The sequence below is a fragment of the Thalassospira sp. UBA4513 genome (genome assembly GCF_002388495.1).
In the GTDB taxonomy this organism is placed as follows: Bacteria; Pseudomonadota; Alphaproteobacteria; order Rhodospirillales; family Thalassospiraceae; genus Thalassospira; species Thalassospira tepidiphila.
Genome location: NZ_DGMR01000035.1, coordinates 18,832 through 40,051, shown reverse-complemented (window position 1 = coordinate 40,051; position 21,220 = coordinate 18,832). Strand labels below are relative to the sequence as shown.

Annotated in this window: 20 protein-coding genes; 12 read left to right on the top strand and 8 right to left on the bottom strand. The window is 55.0% G+C overall.

Annotated features, from left to right (window positions below):
- The 6 genes from B2T33_RS14235 to phnN all read left to right on the top strand — a co-directional run.
- Positions 1-243 (top strand): carbon-phosphorus lyase complex subunit PhnI (locus B2T33_RS14235; protein ID WP_286792375.1); only part of this gene is annotated, 243 nt, incomplete at its 5' end.
- Positions 244-247: 4 nt separating this feature from the next.
- The gene (locus tag B2T33_RS14230; protein ID WP_286792374.1) at positions 248-1,174 is read left to right on the top strand and encodes an alpha-D-ribose 1-methylphosphonate 5-phosphate C-P-lyase PhnJ; all 927 of its coding nucleotides are present in this window, start codon (positions 248-250) and stop codon (positions 1,172-1,174) included.
- Positions 1,175-1,182: 8 nt separating this feature from the next.
- Positions 1,183-1,956: a phosphonate C-P lyase system protein PhnK gene (phnK, locus tag B2T33_RS14225; RefSeq protein WP_008889698.1), complete on the top strand. Its 774-nt coding sequence runs from the start codon at positions 1,183-1,185 to the stop codon at positions 1,954-1,956.
- 14 nt (positions 1,957-1,970) lie between these two features.
- A complete protein-coding gene (gene phnL / locus B2T33_RS14220) occupies positions 1,971-2,675 on the top strand; it encodes a phosphonate C-P lyase system protein PhnL (protein WP_040823046.1) in 705 nt (234 codons plus the stop codon).
- Positions 2,668-3,810 (top strand): alpha-D-ribose 1-methylphosphonate 5-triphosphate diphosphatase, encoded by a 1,143-nt coding sequence (locus tag B2T33_RS14215; protein WP_286792373.1) that lies wholly within the window; start codon positions 2,668-2,670, stop codon positions 3,808-3,810. The genes phnL and B2T33_RS14215 overlap by 8 nt, the downstream gene beginning before the upstream one ends.
- Before the next feature lie 41 nt (positions 3,811-3,851).
- The gene (phnN, locus tag B2T33_RS14210) at positions 3,852-4,412 is read left to right on the top strand and encodes a phosphonate metabolism protein/1,5-bisphosphokinase (PRPP-forming) PhnN (RefSeq protein WP_286792372.1); all 561 of its coding nucleotides are present in this window, start codon (positions 3,852-3,854) and stop codon (positions 4,410-4,412) included.
- A 48-nt stretch (positions 4,413-4,460) separates the two neighbouring features.
- Here phnN and B2T33_RS14205 read toward each other — a convergent pair whose 3' ends face one another.
- The 6 genes from B2T33_RS14205 to B2T33_RS14180 form a co-directional block, all read right to left on the bottom strand.
- Positions 4,461-5,162, bottom strand: coding sequence for a DUF1045 domain-containing protein (locus B2T33_RS14205; RefSeq protein WP_286792371.1), 702 nt, complete (start codon positions 5,160-5,162; stop codon positions 4,461-4,463).
- A 95-nt stretch (positions 5,163-5,257) separates the two neighbouring features.
- The gene (locus tag B2T33_RS14200; RefSeq protein WP_286792370.1) at positions 5,258-5,905 is read right to left on the bottom strand and encodes a chloramphenicol acetyltransferase; all 648 of its coding nucleotides are present in this window, start codon (positions 5,903-5,905) and stop codon (positions 5,258-5,260) included.
- Positions 5,906-5,907: 2 nt separating this feature from the next.
- Positions 5,908-6,720 carry a phosphonate ABC transporter, permease protein PhnE gene (phnE, locus tag B2T33_RS14195; protein ID WP_008889692.1) on the bottom strand — a complete coding sequence of 271 codons (813 nt, stop codon included), beginning with the start codon at positions 6,718-6,720 and terminating at the stop codon, positions 5,908-5,910.
- Positions 6,721-6,788: 68 nt separating this feature from the next.
- A complete protein-coding gene (gene phnD / locus B2T33_RS14190; protein WP_008889691.1) occupies positions 6,789-7,805 on the bottom strand; it encodes a phosphonate ABC transporter substrate-binding protein in 1,017 nt (338 codons plus the stop codon).
- A 70-nt stretch (positions 7,806-7,875) separates the two neighbouring features.
- Positions 7,876-8,721, bottom strand: coding sequence for a phosphonate ABC transporter ATP-binding protein (phnC, locus tag B2T33_RS14185; RefSeq protein WP_008889690.1), 846 nt, complete (start codon positions 8,719-8,721; stop codon positions 7,876-7,878).
- Between the two features lie 304 nt (positions 8,722-9,025).
- Entirely contained in the window at positions 9,026-10,021 is a 996-nt protein-coding gene (locus tag B2T33_RS14180; RefSeq protein WP_252724031.1) for an Ldh family oxidoreductase, read from the bottom strand.
- Between the two features lie 233 nt (positions 10,022-10,254).
- Between B2T33_RS14180 and B2T33_RS14175 the strand changes: the two genes are divergently transcribed.
- Positions 10,255-10,713 carry an META domain-containing protein gene (locus tag B2T33_RS14175; protein WP_197146540.1) on the top strand — a complete coding sequence of 153 codons (459 nt, stop codon included), beginning with the start codon at positions 10,255-10,257 and terminating at the stop codon, positions 10,711-10,713.
- A gap of 134 nt (positions 10,714-10,847) precedes the next feature.
- Here the strand turns inward: B2T33_RS14175 and B2T33_RS14170 are convergent, their stop codons facing one another.
- Complete coding sequence (locus B2T33_RS14170) at positions 10,848-12,518, bottom strand: BCCT family transporter (protein WP_008889687.1); 1,671 nt, start codon at positions 12,516-12,518, stop codon at positions 10,848-10,850.
- 64 nt (positions 12,519-12,582) lie between these two features.
- Entirely contained in the window at positions 12,583-12,996 is a 414-nt protein-coding gene (locus B2T33_RS14165; RefSeq protein WP_063089282.1) for a universal stress protein, read from the bottom strand.
- An 860-nt stretch (positions 12,997-13,856) separates the two neighbouring features.
- Between B2T33_RS14165 and B2T33_RS14160 the strand changes: the two genes are divergently transcribed.
- The 5 genes from B2T33_RS14160 to B2T33_RS14140 all read left to right on the top strand — a co-directional run bounded on the left by B2T33_RS14160 (position 13,857) and on the right by B2T33_RS14140 (position 21,197).
- Positions 13,857-15,446: an ABC transporter substrate-binding protein gene (locus B2T33_RS14160; RefSeq protein WP_286792368.1), complete on the top strand. Its 1,590-nt coding sequence runs from the start codon at positions 13,857-13,859 to the stop codon at positions 15,444-15,446.
- 196 nt (positions 15,447-15,642) lie between these two features.
- Positions 15,643-16,650 (top strand): ABC transporter permease, encoded by a 1,008-nt coding sequence (locus tag B2T33_RS14155; protein ID WP_008889683.1) that lies wholly within the window; start codon positions 15,643-15,645, stop codon positions 16,648-16,650.
- Positions 16,647-17,474: an ABC transporter permease gene (locus tag B2T33_RS14150; RefSeq protein ID WP_008889682.1), complete on the top strand. Its 828-nt coding sequence runs from the start codon at positions 16,647-16,649 to the stop codon at positions 17,472-17,474. Before B2T33_RS14155 ends, B2T33_RS14150 begins: the two co-directional genes overlap by 4 nt.
- Positions 17,467-19,098, top strand: coding sequence for an ABC transporter ATP-binding protein (locus B2T33_RS14145; RefSeq protein ID WP_008889681.1), 1,632 nt, complete (start codon positions 17,467-17,469; stop codon positions 19,096-19,098). The genes B2T33_RS14150 and B2T33_RS14145 overlap by 8 nt, the downstream gene beginning before the upstream one ends.
- Positions 19,099-19,190: 92 nt before the next feature.
- Positions 19,191-21,197, top strand: a complete 2,007-nt coding sequence (locus B2T33_RS14140; RefSeq protein ID WP_286792367.1) for a CocE/NonD family hydrolase — start codon at positions 19,191-19,193, stop codon at positions 21,195-21,197.
- Positions 21,198-21,220: the final 23 nt, after the last annotated feature.

Here is a 21,220-nt window from a genome sequence, read left to right as displayed (position 1 = left end):
CGTGCCATGCGCGCCAATGAAATGGGCGAACAGATCATGGGCCCGGCACAGGACAGCGAGTTCGTGATGGAACATAGCGACAATGTCCAGTCCACCGGCTTTGTCGAACATATCAAGCTGCCGCACTATGTCGATTTCCAGGGCGAACTTGAACTGGTGCGCCGTATGCGCGCCGAGGTCGAAGAACGTCTGGCGAAAGCCGAAGCTGAGAATGGCGTATCCCAACCCGAGGCCGCGGAGTAACCCCATGGAACAGACTGTCAAAAATCCGGCCGACGGGGCACCGGACTATAATTTTGCCTATCTTGACGAACAGACCAAACGCATGATCCGGCGCGCTCTGCTTAAGGCCGTGGCGATCCCGGGCTATCAGGTGCCGTTTGCCGGGCGCGAAATGCCGATGCCGTATGGCTGGGGCACGGGCGGCGTTCAGGTAACAGCCGCCGTAATCGGCCCGAATGATACGCTTAAGGTCATTGACCAGGGGGCTGATGACACCACCAACGCGGTTTCCATCCGTCAGTTCTTTGCCAAGACCGCACAGGTGGCCACCACGGAAAAAACCGCCGAGGCATCGATCATTCAGACCCGTCACCGCATCCCGGAAAAGGAACTGCGCGAAGATCAGGTGCTGGTCTATCAGGTGCCAATCCCCGAACCGCTTCGCTTCCTTGAACCGCGCGAGACCGAAACGCGCAAGATGCACGCGCTTGAAGAATACGGCCTGATGCATGTGAAGCTTTATGAAGATATCTCACGTCATGGTCATATCGCGACCACCTATGCCTATCCGGTGATGGTCGATGATCGCTATGTGATGGACCCGTCGCCGACGCCAAAGTTCGACAACCCGAAAATGAACGACATGGCAGCCCTTCAGCTTTTCGGGGCCGGTCGCGAAAAGCGCATCTATGCCCTGCCGCCCTATACCAAGGTCAAAAGCCTCGATTTCGAGGACCATCCTTTCGAAGTCCAGACCTGGGAAGATGAATGCGGCATGTGCGGTGCGCGCGACAGTTACCTTGATGAAGTCATCCTCGATGATCAGGGCAACCGGATGTTTGTCTGTTCGGACACCGATTACTGCGCGGAACGACAGGAAGCCGGCCATCGCGGCCCGCAACATCATGACCAACCCCTAGGTAGCGCAGATCGCGGAAAGGCAGCAGAATAATGACCCAAATGAACGAACCGCTTCTGCGCGTCGATAACCTGACCATGATGTATGGCGACCGGGTTGGCTGCAAGGATGTCAGCTTTGAACTCCGCCCCGGTGAAGTCCTTGGCATTGTTGGTGAATCCGGATCTGGAAAGTCCACTTTGCTGCGCAGCATTTCCGCCCAGCAGGAGCCGACCAAGGGGACGGTTGAATATCAAACCCGGATTGATGGCGTGCGCGATGTTTATCAGATGTCCGAAGCCCAGCGTCGCCTTTTGATGCGCACCGACTGGGCGTTTGTGCATCAGAACCCGCGTGATGGTTTGCGCATGAATGTCAGTGCCGGGGCCAATATTGGCGAGCGGCTGATGGCGATTGGGGATCGTCATTATGGCAATATCCGCAGCAATGCAGACAGCTGGCTTGGCAAGGTCGAAATCGCGTCCGAGCGCCTTGATGACCTGCCATCAACCTTTTCGGGCGGCATGCAGCAACGCTTGCAGATTGCCCGCAACCTCGTAACCAGCCCGCGCCTCGTCTTTATGGACGAACCCACGGGTGGGCTTGATGTCTCTGTTCAGGCCAGATTGCTCGATCTGCTGCGCGGGCTGGTTCACGATCTTAATCTTGCAGTGATCATCGTCACCCACGATCTGGCAGTGGCACGACTTCTTTCGCACCGGCTGATGGTGATGCAACAGGGCAAGGTCATTGAACATGGCCTGACCGATCAGGTTCTTGATGACCCGCAGCATCCCTATACGCAGCTGCTTGTTTCTTCCATTCTGCAAAACTGACCGGGGCGAAGAAAATGTCTGAAATGCTTCATGCTCAAAACGTCGCCAAAAGCTTTACCCTACACACACAGGGCAGCGTGACCATCCCGGTTTTCGAAGGTGTTGAATTCATGCTTTCGGCTGGCGAATGCATCGCGCTGACCGGTGAATCCGGATCGGGGAAAAGTACCTTTATGCGCATGCTTTATGCCAATTACACATGCTCTCAGGGGTCCATCAAGGTGTTCCATGATGGCGACTGGCTTGATATCACCACCGCCAGCCCGCATTCGATACTGGAAATCCGCAAGCGCACGCTGGGATATGTTTCGCAGTTCCTGCGCGTGATCCCGCGTGTGCCGACCCTTGATATCGTTGCCGAACCGCTGGTGGCCCTTGGCACGGATCGCAAGACCGCCACTGACAAGGCACGTGATCTTTTGACCCGTCTGCGCATCCCTGAACGTTTGTGGCAGCTTTCGCCGCTGACCTTTTCGGGTGGGGAACAGCAGCGCGTGAATATTGCGCGTGGCTTTATTGCCGATTATCCGATCATGCTACTTGATGAACCGACCGCATCGCTTGACGCCCAAAATCGCGCCACAGTTCTGGCGCTGATTGAAGAAGCCAAAAGCCGTGGGGCCGCGATTGCCGGTATTTTCCATGACCACGAAACCCGTGATGCCGTCTGCACCGGGTCGTTTGATGTGACTTCGTTTAAAGTTGGGGCCAATGACTGAACAGATTTTTACCAATGCCAAACTCGTTCTGGCCAACGAAGTCATTGATGGTGCCGTGCAGGTCAAGGACGGTAAAATCAGCGATATTTCCGATCGGCCATCGAACCTGCCAGGGGCAGAGGACATGGGTGGCGATTACCTGATGCCGGGCCTGGTCGAGTTGCATACCGACAACCTCGACAAGCACCTGACCCCGCGCCCCAAGACCCGCTGGCCGGCAACAGCCGCCGTTGTCGCCCATGACAACCAGGTCGCCAGTGCCGGGATCACCACCGTGTTTGATGCGGTATCCATCGGTGACGTCAATGAAGGGTCTGAACGCATTGTCAGACTGATTGAATCGGTCAATGCCCTTGAACACGCTTTGGAAAATGCGTTGCTGCGCGCGGACCATAAACTGCATCTGCGCTGCGAAACGTCCTTCCCCGGCATGGTCGAGGCCCTTGGTCAATTGATCGACCTGCCACTGGTCAGCATGCTTTCGGTGATGGATCACACACCGGGCCAGCGCCAATTCGTCAGCCTTGATGCCTATTACACCTACTATCAGGGCAAATACGGCCTGAACGACGAGGAAATGCGCAAATTCATCGCCACGCGCCGTCGCGATGCCGAGCTTTATTCCGAAAAGCACCGCCGTCATGTGGTCGAACAGGCCCATGCCAAGGGTCTGGCACTCGCCAGTCACGATGACGCCACAGCCGAACACGTTGCCGAGGCGGTTGCAGACAAAATGACCGTGGCTGAATTCCCAACCACCCTTGAGGCTGCCAAGGCATCGCATGAAGGTGGGCTTGGTGTGATGATGGGGGGCCCGAACCTTGTGCGCGGCGGATCGCATAGTGGCAATGTTGCGGCAGGCGAGCTGGCAAAGCATGGCTATCTCGACATCATATCAAGCGACTATGTCCCGCACAGCCTTTTGCACGGCGCGATGAAGCTGTTTGACGAGTTCGAAGGCTACGATCTGCCACGCGCCATTCGCACCGTGTCGCTTAATCCGGCGACCCAGGTCGGGCTCGATGATCGCGGGGAGATCGCGGTTGGCAAACGTGGTGATCTAATCCGTGTGCACCATTCACCGCACCACCCGATTGTGCGCGGTGTCTGGCGAGAAGGCGTGCGGGTGTCATGACCGGGGCGCCTGCACATAATTGCAGATCAGGATATGGACTTTTGGTCCTTGTCGTCGGTCCAAGTGGTGTTGGCAAGGACACCCTTCTCGATGCCGCGCGCGAAAGACTGGCTGATGACAAGCAGTTCTGCTTTCCACGGCGCTGCATCACCCGCCCGGCCGGATCGGTTGGGGAGACACACATCCCCGTTCGGCCCGAGGATTTCGGGCAAATGGCACGTCAGGGGGCGTTCCTTCTGAGCTGGATGGCCCATGATCTGGGCTACGGCATCCCGCGCCATGTTCTTGGCGAGGTCGAGGCAGGCAAAACCGTCATCGTTAATGTATCGCGCAGCGTCATTGACGATGCCTGTGCCCTTGTCGGGCAAAACAACGTCCGGGTGATCAGCATCCGCGCCAGCAGCGAGGCATTGCGCAAACGGCTTGAAGCCCGCGGGCGAGAAGATGCCCTTGATATCGCACGCCGGCTTGCGCGCGCATCCGCCTATCAGGTTGAGGGCGATCATGTTGTTCATGTTGATAATGATGCAGATCTTGAAACCGGCATCGCACGTTTCATCCGCGCAATTGAAATGCCACAATCGATTGCAAACCGCGCCTGAGACAGTTTGAAACACGCCAAAATGCTGCACCTTAAAAGCGCAGCATTTTTATCCGGCTAGCGGGAAACGTTTCAGCAGTTTGAACGGCTTCTGACCCCCCGGATCACCAAACAGACAGACTTCGCGGACCGTAAATGGGTCCTGACACAGCGGTGCGACCAAGCCTGACAGGGCAGTTTTGAGGGGATCGATCTGGTCGTCTGACAGCTTGTTGGTCAGTGTCAGATGGAAGCGGAATTCTTCCATGACATAGGGATAGCCCCAGCGCACAAGATAGGCTTCCTGCCGATCCGTCAGACCGCTAGCACGGCGCTTGTTCATTGCCGCTTCGTCTTCGGGCTGGCGAAAGTCATCGAGTTCGCGCACCAGTGTTGCCGCAAGATCGGCCAAGTCCCCGACAGGTTCGGTCGGAACAAGGGCCAGAAAACGACCAATCGCCTTTAAGACCAGATGCCCGCACGTTACCGGTGCAGTCGTTTTGCAAAGGCGCGAAACGGCTGCTTCCAGACCGCCACGATCCATGCCGCTTGGCAGTGCGAATGGCGGTTTCAGAGTACCATGAAAACCGTATCGGCTTGGCGACGTGGTTGCCGCCACAATCTCGGCTTCCGTCAAGCCCGCAACATTTGGACGGGCCAACTGGTTTCCGGTTTCCGGATCACGCCCCAGCCAGGCATTGCCAAACTGCCCCAACGCGCTTTGCGGTTCTGGCGCATAATAAAGCGCGTAGCGTTGATATTGGTCGGTCATGAGTGAACTCTGGAAACGGGTGACGTGGCAAGAAATGCCAAAGGTCAGTAGCTTAACCTTCGGCATCCATCAAATCATTGGGAAATATTGATCGGTTAAACCGTATCGTATTTCAGGCAAAAGTCACGCACCGGAAGCGTTCGAAAATCCTGCAATCTTTCGCGTAGCATTTCATGCGACCAATCCCACCAGCGAATACGCAGAAGCGCATCGACGATGTCTGCCTCGAACCGGGGGCGCAGGGGGACTGCCGGAATACCTGTCACAATCGTGTAGGGCGGGACATCCTTGGTCACCACCGCACCCGATCCCACGACAGAACCGATGCCGATGGTTACACCACCCTGCACAATCGCGCCGTGCCCGATCCAGACATCATGTTCCAGACGCACGCGTTTTTCGCGACGCCAGTCAAAGAACGCCGGATCATCTTCGCCCAGTTCATAGGCGCCGGAGCGATACTGGAAATGATGCATCGACGCCCGATCCATCGGATGCTGTCCCGGGTTGATCCGGGTATGGGCAGCGATGTTCACGAACTTGCCGATATCGGAATAGATGATTTCGCTGTCATTCACGACATAGGAATAGTCATCCATTTTCGTTTCGCGCATCGAGGTACGTGCACCGACTTCGGTCCAGATCCCCATTTCGCAATCAACGACAATCGCTGTTTGGTCAATCGTGGGCTGTTCCGACAATGCCTTCATTGCCGGTTTGGCCTGCGTAATGTTGAAAGCCATGATCAGGTCACCAGTTTACGCAGACGCTGGGACACCATATCAAGCAGGCTGACCGAAATAATGATGATGATCATGACGGCGGCTGTTTCCGCGTAATAGAAGCCACGGATATATTCCCACAGCACCATGCCGATACCACCGGCCCCGACAATGCCCAGCACAGTCGCCGAACGCACATTGCTCTCGAAACGATAGAGCGAATAGGAAATCCACAACGGCAAGACCTGCGGGATCACGCCAAAGATGACTTCCTGAAGCGCATTGGCCCCCGTTGCACGAATGCCTTCGACCGGTTCGGGATCAATTGCTTCGACTGCCTCGGAAAATAGTTTGGCCAGAACGCCCGTGGTGTGAATCCAAAGGGCCAGGACACCGGCAAACGGGCCAAGCCCGACCGCAACAACGAACAACATGGCAAAGACCATTTCGTTGATCGCGCGGAAGGAATCCATCAGGCGACGGACCGGCTGATAGACCCAGACAGGGACGATATTTTCAGAAGAAAGAATGCCAAACGGGATCGAGCAAACGATTGAAAGCGCTGTGCCCCAGATCGCAATCTGGATGGTGATCCACATTTCTGCGACATACATCTTCCACATCAGGAAGTCGGGCGGGAAGAAGCCCTCGGCGAAGTCGACCATGTTGCCGCTGTTTTCAAACAGCGCCATCGGGCGCATATCTGCCCCCTCCCACGACATGGCCAGAAGTCCAAGGATGATCGCCCAAAGCAGGAAGCTTGATGCCGACCGCTTAAGGTCACGCGGCGGAAGCTCCGTTGCGACAGATGATGTCGAAGAAATGCTGCTGTTCATCGTTCAAATCCCGGAATTAAAAGCAAACAGGGAGCGCACCTTTGATGCACTCCCTGTCGAAAAGTCGGTTACTGGTAGGCAACCAGGATGTCGAGTTCAGCAAGTTTCTTGTCGATCTCGGCAACACGTTCTGCTTTTTCTTCAGCAGAAAGCTCTTCGGTGTTCTGGATTTTCAGCTTGTCCTTGAACAGGGCCAGCTGACGGATCGGGTAAAGCTGCGCGTTCGAGCTTTCCATGAAAAGACCCATGCCATCGGAGTTGTTGGCAAGAACTTCCTTGGCGCTTTCAACATCACCGAAACGACCGTAACCAAGAAAGAATGCCTTGATTTCGGATTTCAGTTCGCGCGACAGGTCTTTACGGTAAACCATCGGGTCAGACGGGATCAGCGGCGAGGTCCAGATGACTTTGACCTTGTCCGTGATTTCCGGCTTGTTCATTTTGGTACGGCCAAGCTGCTCGGAGTTGTTGGCAGCAACATCAACCTGCTTGTTGGCAGTCGCCATCAGGTTGGTTTCGTGGTTGGCGTTACGAACGGTCTTGAAGCATTCCTTCGGGTCAACGCCGTTCTTGGCGAAGACATAATAGGACGGAACCAGGAAGCCCGAGGTCGAGTTCGGATCACCGATACCGAAGTTCAGCGAACCATCACATTTCAGCATGTCTTCAAGGGTTTTGACCTTGTCGTTATCAGCCTGGGTGATGATGTGGGAGTAGTAACCGTTCGAACCATCGGATTTGGAGGTCTGAACGAAGACTTCGCCACCGGCGCGGTCAACAGCTTCCATTGCCGACTTGTTACCAAACCAGCCAACGTGAACCTTGCCAAAACGCATGCCTTCGATGATGCCGGCATAATCCGGTGCAAAGAATGCCTCGACGTCTTTGCCAAGTGCTTCTTCCATGTCATCGATCAGCGGCTGCCACTGAGCTTTGAGGTTGGAAGTAGATTCGGTCGAAATGATACCGAAAACGATGGTTTCCGGATCCTGTTCGAGTGGCTTGAATTCAACATCGGCCTTGGCAACGACGGATGCCAGCATCGTGGCCGCAAATGCTGCGGATGCGATTGTCTTAACGTTCATAAGAAGTCCCCTGTCAGAATAGATTTCGACATGTTTCGAGAAGGTAAGGCAGTCATGACAACTGGCCCGGCTAGCTTGTTGCGACAGCCAGGTCCTTTTCTGCGATGGGCCGTGTAACGGGCTCTGCGGCCTTTGCCGCACCATCGGCAAAAAGTTCGGAAGAATGTTCGCCGTAAAGTTCCTGAAGGAATTGCGGCGTCAGTTCGCTTGACGGTCCGTCAAAAACGACTTCACCATCGCGCATGGCGATGGTGCGTTTGCAGTAGTCTTTTGCGTAATCAACCTGATGAAGCGATACGATGACGGTGACGTTGTCTTCGCGGTTTACGCGATCAAGCGTGTTCATCACCTTGCGGGACGATGCCGGATCAAGCGATGCAATCGGCTCGTCGGCAAGAATAAGTCGGGCACCCTGGGTAATGGTGCGCGCAATCGCCGCGCGCTGTTGCTGACCACCTGAAAGGTTCCGCGCCTTTTTCGACGCATGGGCATCAATGCCAACACGGTGAAGCGCGCTCATGGCGCGCATCTTTTCGGTTTTGGTAAACAGACCAAGCGACCCGCGCCATGCCGGCACACGGCCCAAAAGCCCCATCAGGACGTTGGTCAGAACCGAAAGACGGCTAACTAGATTGAACTGCTGGAAAACAACACCAATCTCGGAGCGCACCTTGCGGGCACCGCGTGAAATCTTGCCATTTTCCTGAATGGTTTCGCCAAACACGACAATCTTGCCGCCATCGCGATCCCCGCGCAGCAAACCGGCAATATGACGGATCAGTGTGGATTTACCCGAACCCGATGCGCCAATCAGCGCCACCATCTCGCCTTCCCGCACCTGCAGTTTGACGCCGCTGAGCGCACGCTTGTCACGGGTAAAGCTTTTGTTCAGTCCAGAGATATCTACAACCAGCATCAAAAGAGTCGCCTGAATGTGTTTCGCTGGATGAAGAAGCTACGCACAAACCGCGACTCTACGGTGACACTGATGTTACAGTTCGATGATTACGCAGAGCATATTGCCCCGACAACAATTAAACTTGTCTATACATCAAGAATTCGTTGAAGTATTCACCGGTAATTCCGACGTTATTTCTGTAACATTTTTAAAATTTCCGGCATGTATTTGTCTGATGAATGCCATTTCTTAAAAATACAGAACAGTCAAACATTCTGCATTAACGATTTTGACACCGCCGCCGACGGAGCGATCGTGAAATTTATTTAATTTGACTGATGGTCTCCATGACATCGTCTTCGATCTCAAGGCCCTCCGCTTCGGCAAGTGCGCGTGCCTGCTTGCCGCGACGCCCGGGCAGACGCACGCCTTCTTCTGCGGCAATCTCGTTGGCAATATAGGCAAGGTGATCCATTACACCGACACCGCCGGTTGCCTTGGGATCAATGGCAATGATCAGTTGTCCAAGCGCAGGTGGTGCGCCTTTGTCATCAAAAAGTGACGAAGACTGGTGACCGAACTGTGCACCGGTAAGACCAGCCGCAAGAAGTTCCACCATCATGGCAAGTGCCGCGCCCTTGACCCCACCGGCCGGGATCATCGTGCCATCAATGGCTTTGATCGCATCGGTGGTCGGATTGCCATCCACATCAAGCGCCCAGTCATCTGGAATGGCGACACCCTTTTGTTTGGCGGCCATGATCTTGCCGCGCGCAACCTTTGACAGGGCAAGGTCGATGATGATCGGATCACCGGCATCCCCGACCGGCACGCCAAAGGCAATCGGGTTTGTGCCAAACATCGGACGTCGGCCACCCCATGCCGCCATCGCCGCCGGGGCATTGGCAAACATCATCGCCGCCAATCCCTTTTCCGCCAGACGTTCGACCGTAAGACCCATCACCCCCGCATGATGCGATCTGTGGATTGCGGCAATCGCAATACCCTGGGTGCGGGCCATGTCGGGCAAGTGATCCATCATCAGATCCAGTGCCGGATAGGCAAATCCATGCTGCGCATCAATGCGCAAAACGCCAGGTGTCGGCTTTTCAAAGATCGGGCTGATCATGCCATCAACCTTGCCGACCTTTGCCTGCGCGCTATAGGCCGGTACGCGACGAAAACCGTGCCCCCCTTGTCCGGATGCCTCGGCCGTCACAAGTGCCGTTGCGATCGAGGCCGCATTGTCTGCCCGCACATTGCAACGCATCAAAGTTTCGCACACAAGTGCGTGGGCATCTTTCACGGAAATCTTCATCGTCAGGTAACCTTGATTTTCAAAGTGGGGCTTTGGAACCGGAAAACGGGCGCAAGGATCATGCGCCTGCAGGATCCGTAACATAGCCACAAGCCATCCCTGCGCGCAAAGCTGTTTTGGTTGCGACCAGAAGCGCCTTTGGCGCAAACGACTTTGAAAATATGATACCATCACCAGAATTTGCGAATGACAGGATCGCGCGGCAGCCGCGCAAGCATTACAGGAATTCAGATATGCGTCAGGTTAAACACAGGATCGTCTTGCCTTTGGCGTTGGTTGCGTTGGCATCACTTGCGGCCTGCGGCACCGCATCCACAGGCAACATGACACCAGACTGGGCAAGTGTAACCGATCAGGAATGGCAACTGGTGCAGGTCATTGATGGCAACAGTACCCTTTCGCCGACACCACCTGTCATGGCGACCGCGACATTTTCCAGCGATGGCATGGTGTCGGGCAATGCAGGCTGCAATCAGTATTCCGGCAGTTACGAACAGGCGGGATCGTCACTGGGCGTCGCGCAGCTCGCCATGACACGAAAGATGTGTATCGCCGACAACGCCATGCAGATCGAAAATGCCTTTAGCGGCGCATTCGTCCTGGTCAGCAGCTGGGACGTTGTTGATGGGCGTCTTGTTCTTAAGGACAATGATGGCAACACGGTTATCGAGCTGACAGCCGCCGCACAATAAGCACATCGGCATCGTCAACATACCGCCAGACGCACCATGCTTGCGCGAAATGAAAAAGGGGCACCCGTTGGCGCCCCTTTCCTTTGACCAGGTATAATTACCGCCAAGCGGCGAGATACGCATATGTCGATATTCTAGTCCTTGCTGACCGTCGCCTCGGAATTGGCACCGACGGCCTTGGGTTCGGTCCGCAGACCCTGGATAATCGAATAGCAGGCCATCAGAAGGACAATCGCAAACGGGAAGCCGGTCGAAACCGCCATCGCCTGCAATGATCCAAGGCCACCACCCAGCAGCAATGCAATCGCAACCAGACCTTCGAAGGTGCACCAGAAGACGCGCTGCGGGACCGGTGCATCGACCTTGCCGCCTGCGGTGATGGTATCAATCACAAGCGAGCCAGAGTCAGACGAGGTCACGAAGAACACGATCACCAGAACGATCCCGATAAAGGATGTAATGGCTTGCAGCGGAAGCTGATCAAGCATGGTGAACAGTTTAATCGGAAGACCTGCTTCGGCAATCGCGGTAACGCCTTCGGTTACCATATGCACCGCGGTGCCGCCAAAGGCCGTCATCCACAGAACACACACCAGCGACGGAATAATCAGAACGCAGGTGATGAATTCACGCACGGTACGACCACGCGAAACACGCGCAATGAACATGCCGACAAACGGTGACCAGGAAATCCACCACGCCCAATAGAAGGACGTCCAGCCCTGACTGAAGTTGGCGTCTTCACGACCGACCGGGTTTGAAAGTGCCGGAAGATATTGCGCATATGACAGCAGGCTCGAGAAGAAACCGGTGATGATTTCCATCGTCGGACCAACCAGAACCACAAACAGCAACAGAAGTGCTGCAAGGATCATGTTGATTTCCGACAGACGCTTCACCCCGGCATCAAGACCCGCTAGCACCGAAATAAGTGCAACACCGGTAATCCCGACAATCAGGAAAACCTTCGATGTATCGGAAACCGAAATGCCAAACAGGTAATCAAGCCCGGCATTGGCCTGTTCCGCACCGAAACCAAGCGAAGTTGCAAGACCAAACAGGGTCGCGAACACCGCCAGAATATCAATCAGGTGACCGGTCCAGCCCCACACACGTTCGCCAAAGATCGGATAGAAGATCGAACGAATGGTCAGCGGCAGGCCCTTGTTAAAGGAAAACAGTGCCAGTGCCAGTGCGACAGTGGCATAGATCGCCCATGGGTGAAGACCCCAGTGGAAGATGGTTGCAGCCATGCCAAGATCAAATGCAGCATCGGCATCACCGGCGGCCGCACCAAGCGGCGCCCAGTCGGTGCGAAGACCATCTTCACCGACAGCAATTCCACCCATCGAGGATGTGAAGTGCGAAATCGGTTCTGACACACCATAGAACATAAGACCGATGCCCATGCCTGCAGCAAACAGCATGGCAAACCAGCCCGCATAGGAATAATCCGGTGTTGCATCCGCACCGCCAAGGCGCACACGGCCAAGCGGCGAGACAATCAGAAACAGACACAACACGACAAATACGTTGGCAGCAGACAGGAAGAACCAGTCAAGCGATGATGTCAGCCAACCACGCAGGTCGTTGAACATCGGCCCGACACTTTCCTGAAAGGCCAGGGTGAGAAAGACGAATGCAACAATTGCAAGACCCGAAATCAGAAAGACCGGGTTATGGACATCCAGTCCAAATGGCCCGATCTCTGCTTGGATATTGTCTTGCCCGATTTCATATTCTGTATCAATCGGGTTCGCTGCACCGTCCGGGCTTTCAATGCCCGTGTCAGCTTCAGACCCCATTTGAAACTCCCTAGGTTAAATGAATATACAGCTACCCCTAGCCGTAAAGGTTCGTCCGCATCCTCTAACGCACGAGGAATACAGAAAGATCCGAGTGTGACGCGACATATCCGCCATGAGACGCAAAAATGTGGTCCGCAATACCGGGCACGTGCGATGCCATGACGATGACGTCGGCACCAAGCTCGTCGGCCTTGGCGACAAGTTCCTTGCTGAGATCCACTGCCGGATCATGCGAAATATGCGCGACCGCCTTGGTGCTTACACCATGCTTGGACGCCAGATCTTCGGCGAACGCCTGAAGTTTCTGTTCAAATTCCTTTGGCGTATGTGCCACCGATGACGGCGTATTGGTACCGACACCTAGAAGGCTTATCTCGGCCTTGTAATGCTTGGCTAGATCGACCGCCGTTTTAATTGCTTTATCCAATTTTTCAACGTGGGCCAAATCGACAGGCACGAGCATCTTCTGATACATTCATTCCTCCGTTATGTGCACCACCCCTGAAGTCCGTGGTTTCACGAAATATCAGGGCAGCGAAAAGAACCTAACATTGACGGTCAGCAAAATCAAAAACGGGCTTTCAAAAGTGCGCACAAGCAATGCTGCAATATTTGCCGTAAAATTCCTTCACACCGTTTGACAGTACTCGTTGCCGAAAATTGACCTAACTACATTGGGAAACTGCGCCTAAAGTCGAATCGCCAAATGATTATTTTTCAGGTTTCCAAACAGAACATCCGGTGCCTTTAAGCGAATTTTCGATGTTCGAACTTGAAAATTTTAAAAAATTTTTCTCGCTCTAAATCGGCCTGTTCAAGCCATCAGCTTTTCCACCCGTAAACCCCTTAATTGGCAAGGCGTTTATTGGCAAAATCCATCGGATTTCTATTCTATTTTTCAGAGAGTTTCGAATGGTGAAACTCTATCCCCGGATGCCGAAAAATCGCACGGCCATGCGCACTTGGCTTGATGAAGCCCCCAAACTCGTGTCACGATGTGCGCGATTTGTGCACTGTCTGTCCCACACAACATGTGCCTCCAGATCAGAACACCATAAGTTCTGAATGGACATATTTGCTGGATCCGTCTTGTGAAAGGCAGGCATCCATGGCCGTGCACATACCCGAAAGGGAAAATTATTGTGGCCAATGGGGGAGTTGATCAACTGCGCAATAACGGTGCCATGGCGCAACAGCACATCTTCATGCTGCATGCCCGTTTGTGTCTGAACGACACCCCAACCTGCACAACCAAGCACAACCAAATCGCGGGTAGGATCTGCCACACCATTTAAATAATTCAGCAAAATCAAAAGCATCAGAGAAGGAACAGGGATGACTGACCCTATCAAGTATTTCGCGTCACGCGTCACAGCATCTGAAATGAACCGTCGTGAATTCATTGGCCGTTCGATGGCCGCCGGCCTGACCCTTACCGCTGCCACCAGCCTCTATGGCAAGGCTGCCATGGCACAGGAACCCAAGCGCGGCGGGCATCTGAAACTTGGCCTTCAGGGCGGGGCTTCGACCGACGTTATTGATCCGGCAAAATCCTCTTCGCAATTCACCTTTGCCATGAACCGTAACTGGGGCGACACCCTGGTTGAATCGCACCCGACCAGCGGCCTTGCCGTCCCGTCGCTTGCAGAATCCTGGGAACCGAATGCCGATGCATCGGTCTGGACGTTCAAAATCCGCAAGGGTGTCGAGTTCCATGACGGCTCCGAACTGACCATCGACGATGTTGTCAAAACCCTGAACCGCCACACCGACGAAAAGTCCGAGTCCGGCGCACTGGGTGTTCTGGGCTCGATCAAGGGCATCGAAAACAAGGGTGGCGATCTTGTTTTGACGCTTTCGGAAGGCAACGCTGATCTTCCGCTGCTGCTGAGCGACTATCACCTCGTGATCCAGCCGGGTGGCGGTTACGATAACCCGAATGCCGGTATCGGTACCGGTCCGTTCAAGATCGACAACTTCGAAGCCGGTGTGCGCGCAACGTTTGTGAAAAACGAAAACGACTGGCGCACTGATCGCGGCTTTGTTGATTCCGTCGAAATGATCGTGATGAACGATGCGACCGCACGTATGGCAGCCCTGTCATCGGGTCAGGTTCACTTCATCAACCGCGTTGATCCGAAGACCGTTGGCCTTCTGAAACGTGCACCGAATGTCGAAATTCAGACCACTTCGGGCCGTGGCCACTATGTCTTCATCATGCATTGCAACACCGCACCGTTTGACAATAACGACCTGCGTCTGGCGCTGAAATACGCGATGGACCGCGAAACCATGGTCGAAAAGATCCTTGGCGGTTACGGCAAGGTCGGCAATGACTTCCCGATCAACGAAACCTATGCCCTGTTCCCGGAAGGCATCGAACAGCGTTCCTATGATCCGGACAAGGCAGCCTTCCACTTCAAGAAGTCCGGCCATGACGGTTCGGTTCTTCTGCGCACGTCTGACGTCGCCTTCCCGGGCGCTGTCGACGCGGCGGTTCTCTATCAGGAAACCGCGAAAAAGGCCGGGATCGATATCGAAATCAAACGTGAACCGGGTGACGGTTACTGGTCGAACGTCTGGAACGTTCAGCCGTTCTCTACCTCTTACTGGGGTGGTCGTCCGACCCAGGACCAAATGTATTCGACGGCCTATCTGTCGAGTGCTGACTGGAACGACACCCGCTTCTTCAACACTGACTTCGACAAGATCCTTCTCGAAGCGCGTGCTGAGCTTGATCAGGCCAAGCGTAAGGAAATGTATCACGACATGGCACTGATGGTCCGTGACACCGGTGGTCTTATCCTGCCGATGTTCAATGACTTCGTGAACGCAACCACGACCAACGTTTCCGGCTTTGTCGATGACATCGGGAACGACATGTCGAACGGTTATGTTGCGACACGTTTGTGGATCAACAGCTAATCAACCGGGGTGCATTGCATCCCGATGATTGAAGACTTGCGGGATCACGGTTGGTTTGACCGTGGTCCCCGTCTTGTTGTTCGCCTGTTTGTTTGACACATGGTCTGATCGAAATTTCCAGATGGAGGCAAATGATCCTTTGCCGTCCCACCCGTCTTGAATTTCCGTTCAGGCCATTAAGGGGGAGTATGTGTTCATGGCCAATCCCTTGGCCGGCGTACGAGCCACGCGACACAGACTGAAAGAAACCCATCCGTTATCGGTGTTGATTGCCGAACGTCTGGGTTTGAGTTTGTTGTTGCTCTGGGCTGTATCAATTCTGATTTTTGCCGGAGTCGAAGCCCTTCCGGGCGATTTTGCCGAAACCTATCTTGGTCAGTCTGCAACACCGCAGGCGATTGCCAATATCCGCGCCGACCTTGGCCTGGATCGCCCGATTACCACCCGCTATTTCGAATGGCTTGGCGGTGTTGTTCAAGGCGACTTTGGCAATAGCTGGGCCAGTGGTGCACCGGTGACAGAACAAATCACCAAACGCCTTGGCAACTCGCTGTTTCTTGCGTTCTTCGCGGCGGCGATTTCGGTCCCGCTTGCGGTTGGGCTTGGCATGGTGGCGGTTCACTATCGCAACCGTATTCCTGATCGCGTGATCAACGTTCTGTCGCTTGCCGCGATCTCCCTGCCGGAATTCTTTATCGGCTATATCCTGATTGTGTTCTTTGCCGTTCAGATGGGGGTCGCGACCTTCCCGTCCACGGTCTATGACAATATGAGCTGGTCAGAACGACTGGCCGCCATTGCCTTGCCGACGGCAACACTGGTGATGGTGGTGCTCGCACATATGATGCGCATGACCCGTGCGGCCATCATCAGTGTGATGTCATCGGCCTACATGGAAACGGCCGAGCTGAAAGGCCTTGGCGCCTTCAAGGCGATCGTCAAACACGCGGCTCCCAACGCAATCGCCCCGATTGTCAACGTCGTGGCGCTGAACCTTGCCTATCTGGTGGTCGGTGTTGTCGTCGTCGAGGTTGTCTTCGTCTATCCCGGCATGGGCCAGTATATGGTTGATGCCGTGACGGTCCGTGACATGCCCGTCGTGCAGGCCTGCGGCCTGATCTTTGCGGCGGTGTATATCCTGCTCAATATGGTGGCCGATATCGTCGCCATTGTTGCCAATCCGAGACTGAGGCATCCGCGATGAGATTACGTGAAATCCCGCTGACAGCCTGGATCGGAATTCTGGGCATTCTGTTTGCTTTTGGCTGTGCTGTCTTTGCCCCGCTCATCGCGCCCTATGGGGAACGCGAAATTGTTGCGGGTGTTTGGGAACCGGCCAGTGACCTTTATCTTCTGGGCACCGATAACCTTGGCCGTGATCTTCTGTCACGGCTGATTTACGGTGCGCAGACAACCCTGTTTGTGTCGCTTGCGGCATCGATCCTGTCGTTTTCCATCGGCATTTTCCTGAGCTTCACGGCCGCTGTTTCCGGTGGCCCGATTGATCAGGGACTGTCGCGTCTGAACGATTTGATGATGTCGATCCCGACCCTGATTTTCGCCCTCGTGGTGCTGGCAGTCCTGCCGCAAAACATCTTCATCCTGATTGCCGTAATGGCCATTCTCGACTCAACGCGTGTCTATCGCCTGGGCCGTGCGGTGGCCCTTGATGTCGCGGTGATGGAATTTGTCGAGGCCGCCAAACTGCGCGGTGAAGGCCGGATGTGGATCATCTTCCGTGAAATTCTGCCTAATACGCTGTCGCCGCTTCTGGCGGAATTCGGGCTGCGTTTCGCGTTTTCAATCCTGTTCCTGTCGACCCTGTCGTTCCTGGGTCTTGGCATCCAGCCGCCCGCCGCCGACTGGGGTGGCATGGTCAAGGACAACAAGGATGGCATCATCTTTGGCATTCAGGCCGCCCTTATTCCGGGTGGCGCGATTGCGGCCCTGGCTGTCTGTGTCAACATGGTTGTCGACTGGTTGCTGAAACGTACTTCCAGCCTGAAAGGAGGCCGCGGCGATGTCTGATCTTTTATCGGTACGCGATCTGCGCATTGGCGCGACCATCTTCCCGCCGGGCGAAGCCCCGATGGATATCGAAATCGTCCATGGTGTTTCCTTTGATCTGCAAAAGGGCAAGGTCCTTGGCCTGATCGGGGAATCCGGTGCGGGCAAATCCACCATTGGCCTTGCGGCACTGGCCTATGGCCGGGGTGGTGTGCGCATCACGGGCGGTGAAGTCCTGCTTGATGGCCAGGACATCCTGCCGCTTGATAAAAAGGGGATCCGCAAGATCCGCGGGGCGCGTGTCTGTTACGTTGCCCAATCGGCAGCGGCATCGTTTAACCCGGCGCACAAACTGGGCGATCAGGTGATTGAAGCCACGGTCGAACACGGCCTGATGAGCCGTGACGAAGCCCGCAAACGGGCCGACTACCTGTTTGAAATTCTGGGTCTTCCTGACCCCAAGAATTTCGGCAACCGGTTCCCGCATCAGGTATCGGGCGGGCAGTTGCAACGTGCCATGACCGCCATGGCACTGTGTTCCAAACCGGAATTGATTGTCTTTGACGAACCGACCACCGCCCTTGACGTGACCACCCAGATTGATGTTCTGGCCGCGATCAAGAATGCGATTGAAATGACCGGCACCGCCGCTCTTTACATCACCCATGATCTGGCCGTTGTCGCCCAGATTTCGGATGACATCATGGTGCTGCGCAATGGTGAAACCGTCGAATACGGCCCGGTCCAGCAGATCATTGAAAACCCGCGTCAGGAATATACCAAGGCGCTGGTCAATGTTCGCCAGACCAAACAGACCGAAGCGCGCGATCAGTCCGATGCGTTGCTGAAAGTTGAAAACATCTCGGCGGCGTATGGCAACGGGGTTCAGGTTCTCCATGACGTATCGCTGCATGTGCCGCGTGGTCAGACACTGGCCGTGGTCGGGGAATCCGGTTCGGGTAAATCCACACTGGCCCGCGTCATCACCGGGTTGCTGCCGCCCTTCCAGGGCAGCGTCACATTCGGTGACGAGGAACTGTCCAACGCCCAAAAGGACCGTTCACGCGATCACTTGCGACGTATTCAGCTGATCTATCAAATGGCTGATACCGCGATGAACCCGCGCCAGACCGTCGGGCAGATCATCGGTCGTCCGTTGCAGTTCTATTTCGGCAAGCGTGGTGCGGAACGCAAAAAGGAAGTCATCAAACTTCTTGATGAAATCGAGATGGGTGAAGCTTTCTATGACCGCTATCCGGCCGAACTTTCCGGCGGGCAGAAGCAACGTGTGGCCATCGCGCGTGCCCTGGCCGCACAGCCGGAACTGATCCTGTGTGACGAGCCGACCTCGGCCCTTGATCCGCTGGTGGCGGAAGGCATTCTTGATCTTTTGCTGCGTCTGCAGAAAGAACGTCAGGTGTCCTATCTGTTCATCACCCATGACATCGCAATTGTGCGTGCAATTGCCGATTCTGTTGCGGTGATGCTGCAGGGCAAGCTGGTCGATTTCGGCCCGCGGTCAGAGGTCCTGAACCCGCCATTTGACGATTACACCGACCTTCTTTTGAAGTCGGTGCCGGAAATGGAACTGGGCTGGCTGGAAAAAGTTCTGGCCACGCGTAAAATGGAAAGTGCCGGTCACTAAAAACCGTGCAAAAACAAAAAAAGGCGGCCCGGATCATGGGCCGCCTTTTTGAATAAGCCCCACATAACCACTCCAAAGGACCACGCCCCAACATGTCCGACCGAAATCTCACTGTTATCGAAAACACCTTTATCACCATCGCCGACGGCACCCGATTGGCTGCCCGCATGTGGATGCCCGAAAACGCCGAAAACGATCCGGTTCCAGCAGTGTTTGAATTTCTGCCCTATCGCAAGGGCGATGGTACCTGTGCGCGTGATGAGTCGACCTATCCCGAATTTGCCAAGGCCGGCATTGCCGGCGTGCGGATTGATATTCGCGGATCAGGTGAATCAGATGGTGTGATTGACGGTGAATATACCGAACTTGAACTGGCAAATGCGTGTGAGCTGATTGCATGGATTGCCGATCAACCGTGGTGCAACGGATCGGTTGGCATGATGGGGATATCCTGGGGCGGGTTTAACTGCCTGCAGGTTGCTGCCCTCAATCCGCCTGCGCTAAAGGCGGTGATTTCCATCGCATCAACGGTGGACCGCTATAACGACGACATTCACTATAAAAATGGCTGTCATCTCTCAGCACAACTGTCATGGGCGGGTACAATGCTGGCCTATCAGTCACGCTCACCTGACCCGGCATTGGTTGGTGATGACTGGCGGGCAATGTGGTTGCACCGCCTGAAGGAAGAACCGTTCTTTTTGGAAGAATGGCTTCAACACCAGACCCGCGATGATTTCTGGAAGCATGCCTCGATCTGCGAGGATTTCGATGCCGTCAAAATCCCGTCGATGGTTCTGGCCGGTTGGGCCGATGGGTATCGCAACACGCCAATGCGCGCGATTGAAGGTATGCCAGACAGGTCCAAGGCCCTGATCGGCCCATGGGTGCACAAATACCCGCACTTCGCCTGGCCAAAGCCGCGTGCCGACTTCACAGGCGAAGCCATCAAATGGTGGAACAAGTGGCTGCGGGGTGATGATAACGGCATCGACGAACTGCCGCAGATGCGCGCCTATATCCTTGATGGCCCAAAACCGGCTCCGCGCCGCGATTTTGATCCGGGCTTCTGGATCGCCAAAGACACATGGACGCAGCCCGAAACCAAGACCGTCTATGTCAATGACGGCAGGCTCGCCTTCGAGGCAGGTGACGAAAGTGCCCCTGCCACCGACATCTATTTGAAATCACCACTCGATACCGGAACCGCATCGGGCGAATATTTCACGCTGAAACCCGATGCCGAAATGGCCATTGATCAGCGTCCTGATGACGCCGGATCACTGGTATTTGAAACCGCACCGCTTGAGGCCGAGATCGACCTTCTGGGACGTCCGGTTTTGCGCGTTGATCTTGAATGCGATGCAGACTGGTCGAACCTGTGCGCGCGTCTGGTCGATGTACATCCTGATGGTACAGCGACCCGCGTGTCGTTCGGGGTGCTGAACCTTGCCCATCGTGATCTTGAAGCCAATTATAACGATCCCAAACCGATGCCGCGTGGCCAGAAAGTCACCATTACGCTGGTGCTTGATGCCTGCGGGTATCGCTTTAATGCCGGGCATCGCATCCGTCTTGCGCTTTCAACATCCTATTGGCCGATGATTCTGCCAGCACCCTTTGACGCAGGCCTGACTGTATCACCATCTTCTATTGTTTTTGATCTGCCGTTGCTCGGCGCGCACGAGAAGATTGAGGTCAAGCAACCGGACAATCCCGATCCGCTACCGAAATATATTGAACACAAACCGGGCCGAACGGAACGTAGTGTTCAGCGCAATCTGACGCAGAACGAAACCCGTTATCGCATCTATGAAGATACCGGTCTTTTTGAGCACCCTGACTCACGCCTGTCGACCCGCGAAGTGCGCAGCGAAACCTGGACGATCAATCCGCTTGATCCGACCTCGGTTAAGGGTGAAGCCGCCTGGACCTGCGATCTGGAACGTGATGACTGGTCGGTGCGGACCGACTGTCACGCGGAACTGACATGTGACCGCGACAATTGGTATGTGTCGGCCTGGGTGATTGGCTATGAGGGCAGTGAACAGGTCTTTGAAAAGACTTGGGAAAAAACCATTCCCCGCAACTTCATGTAACCATCTGCACGAAAAAAGGGCCG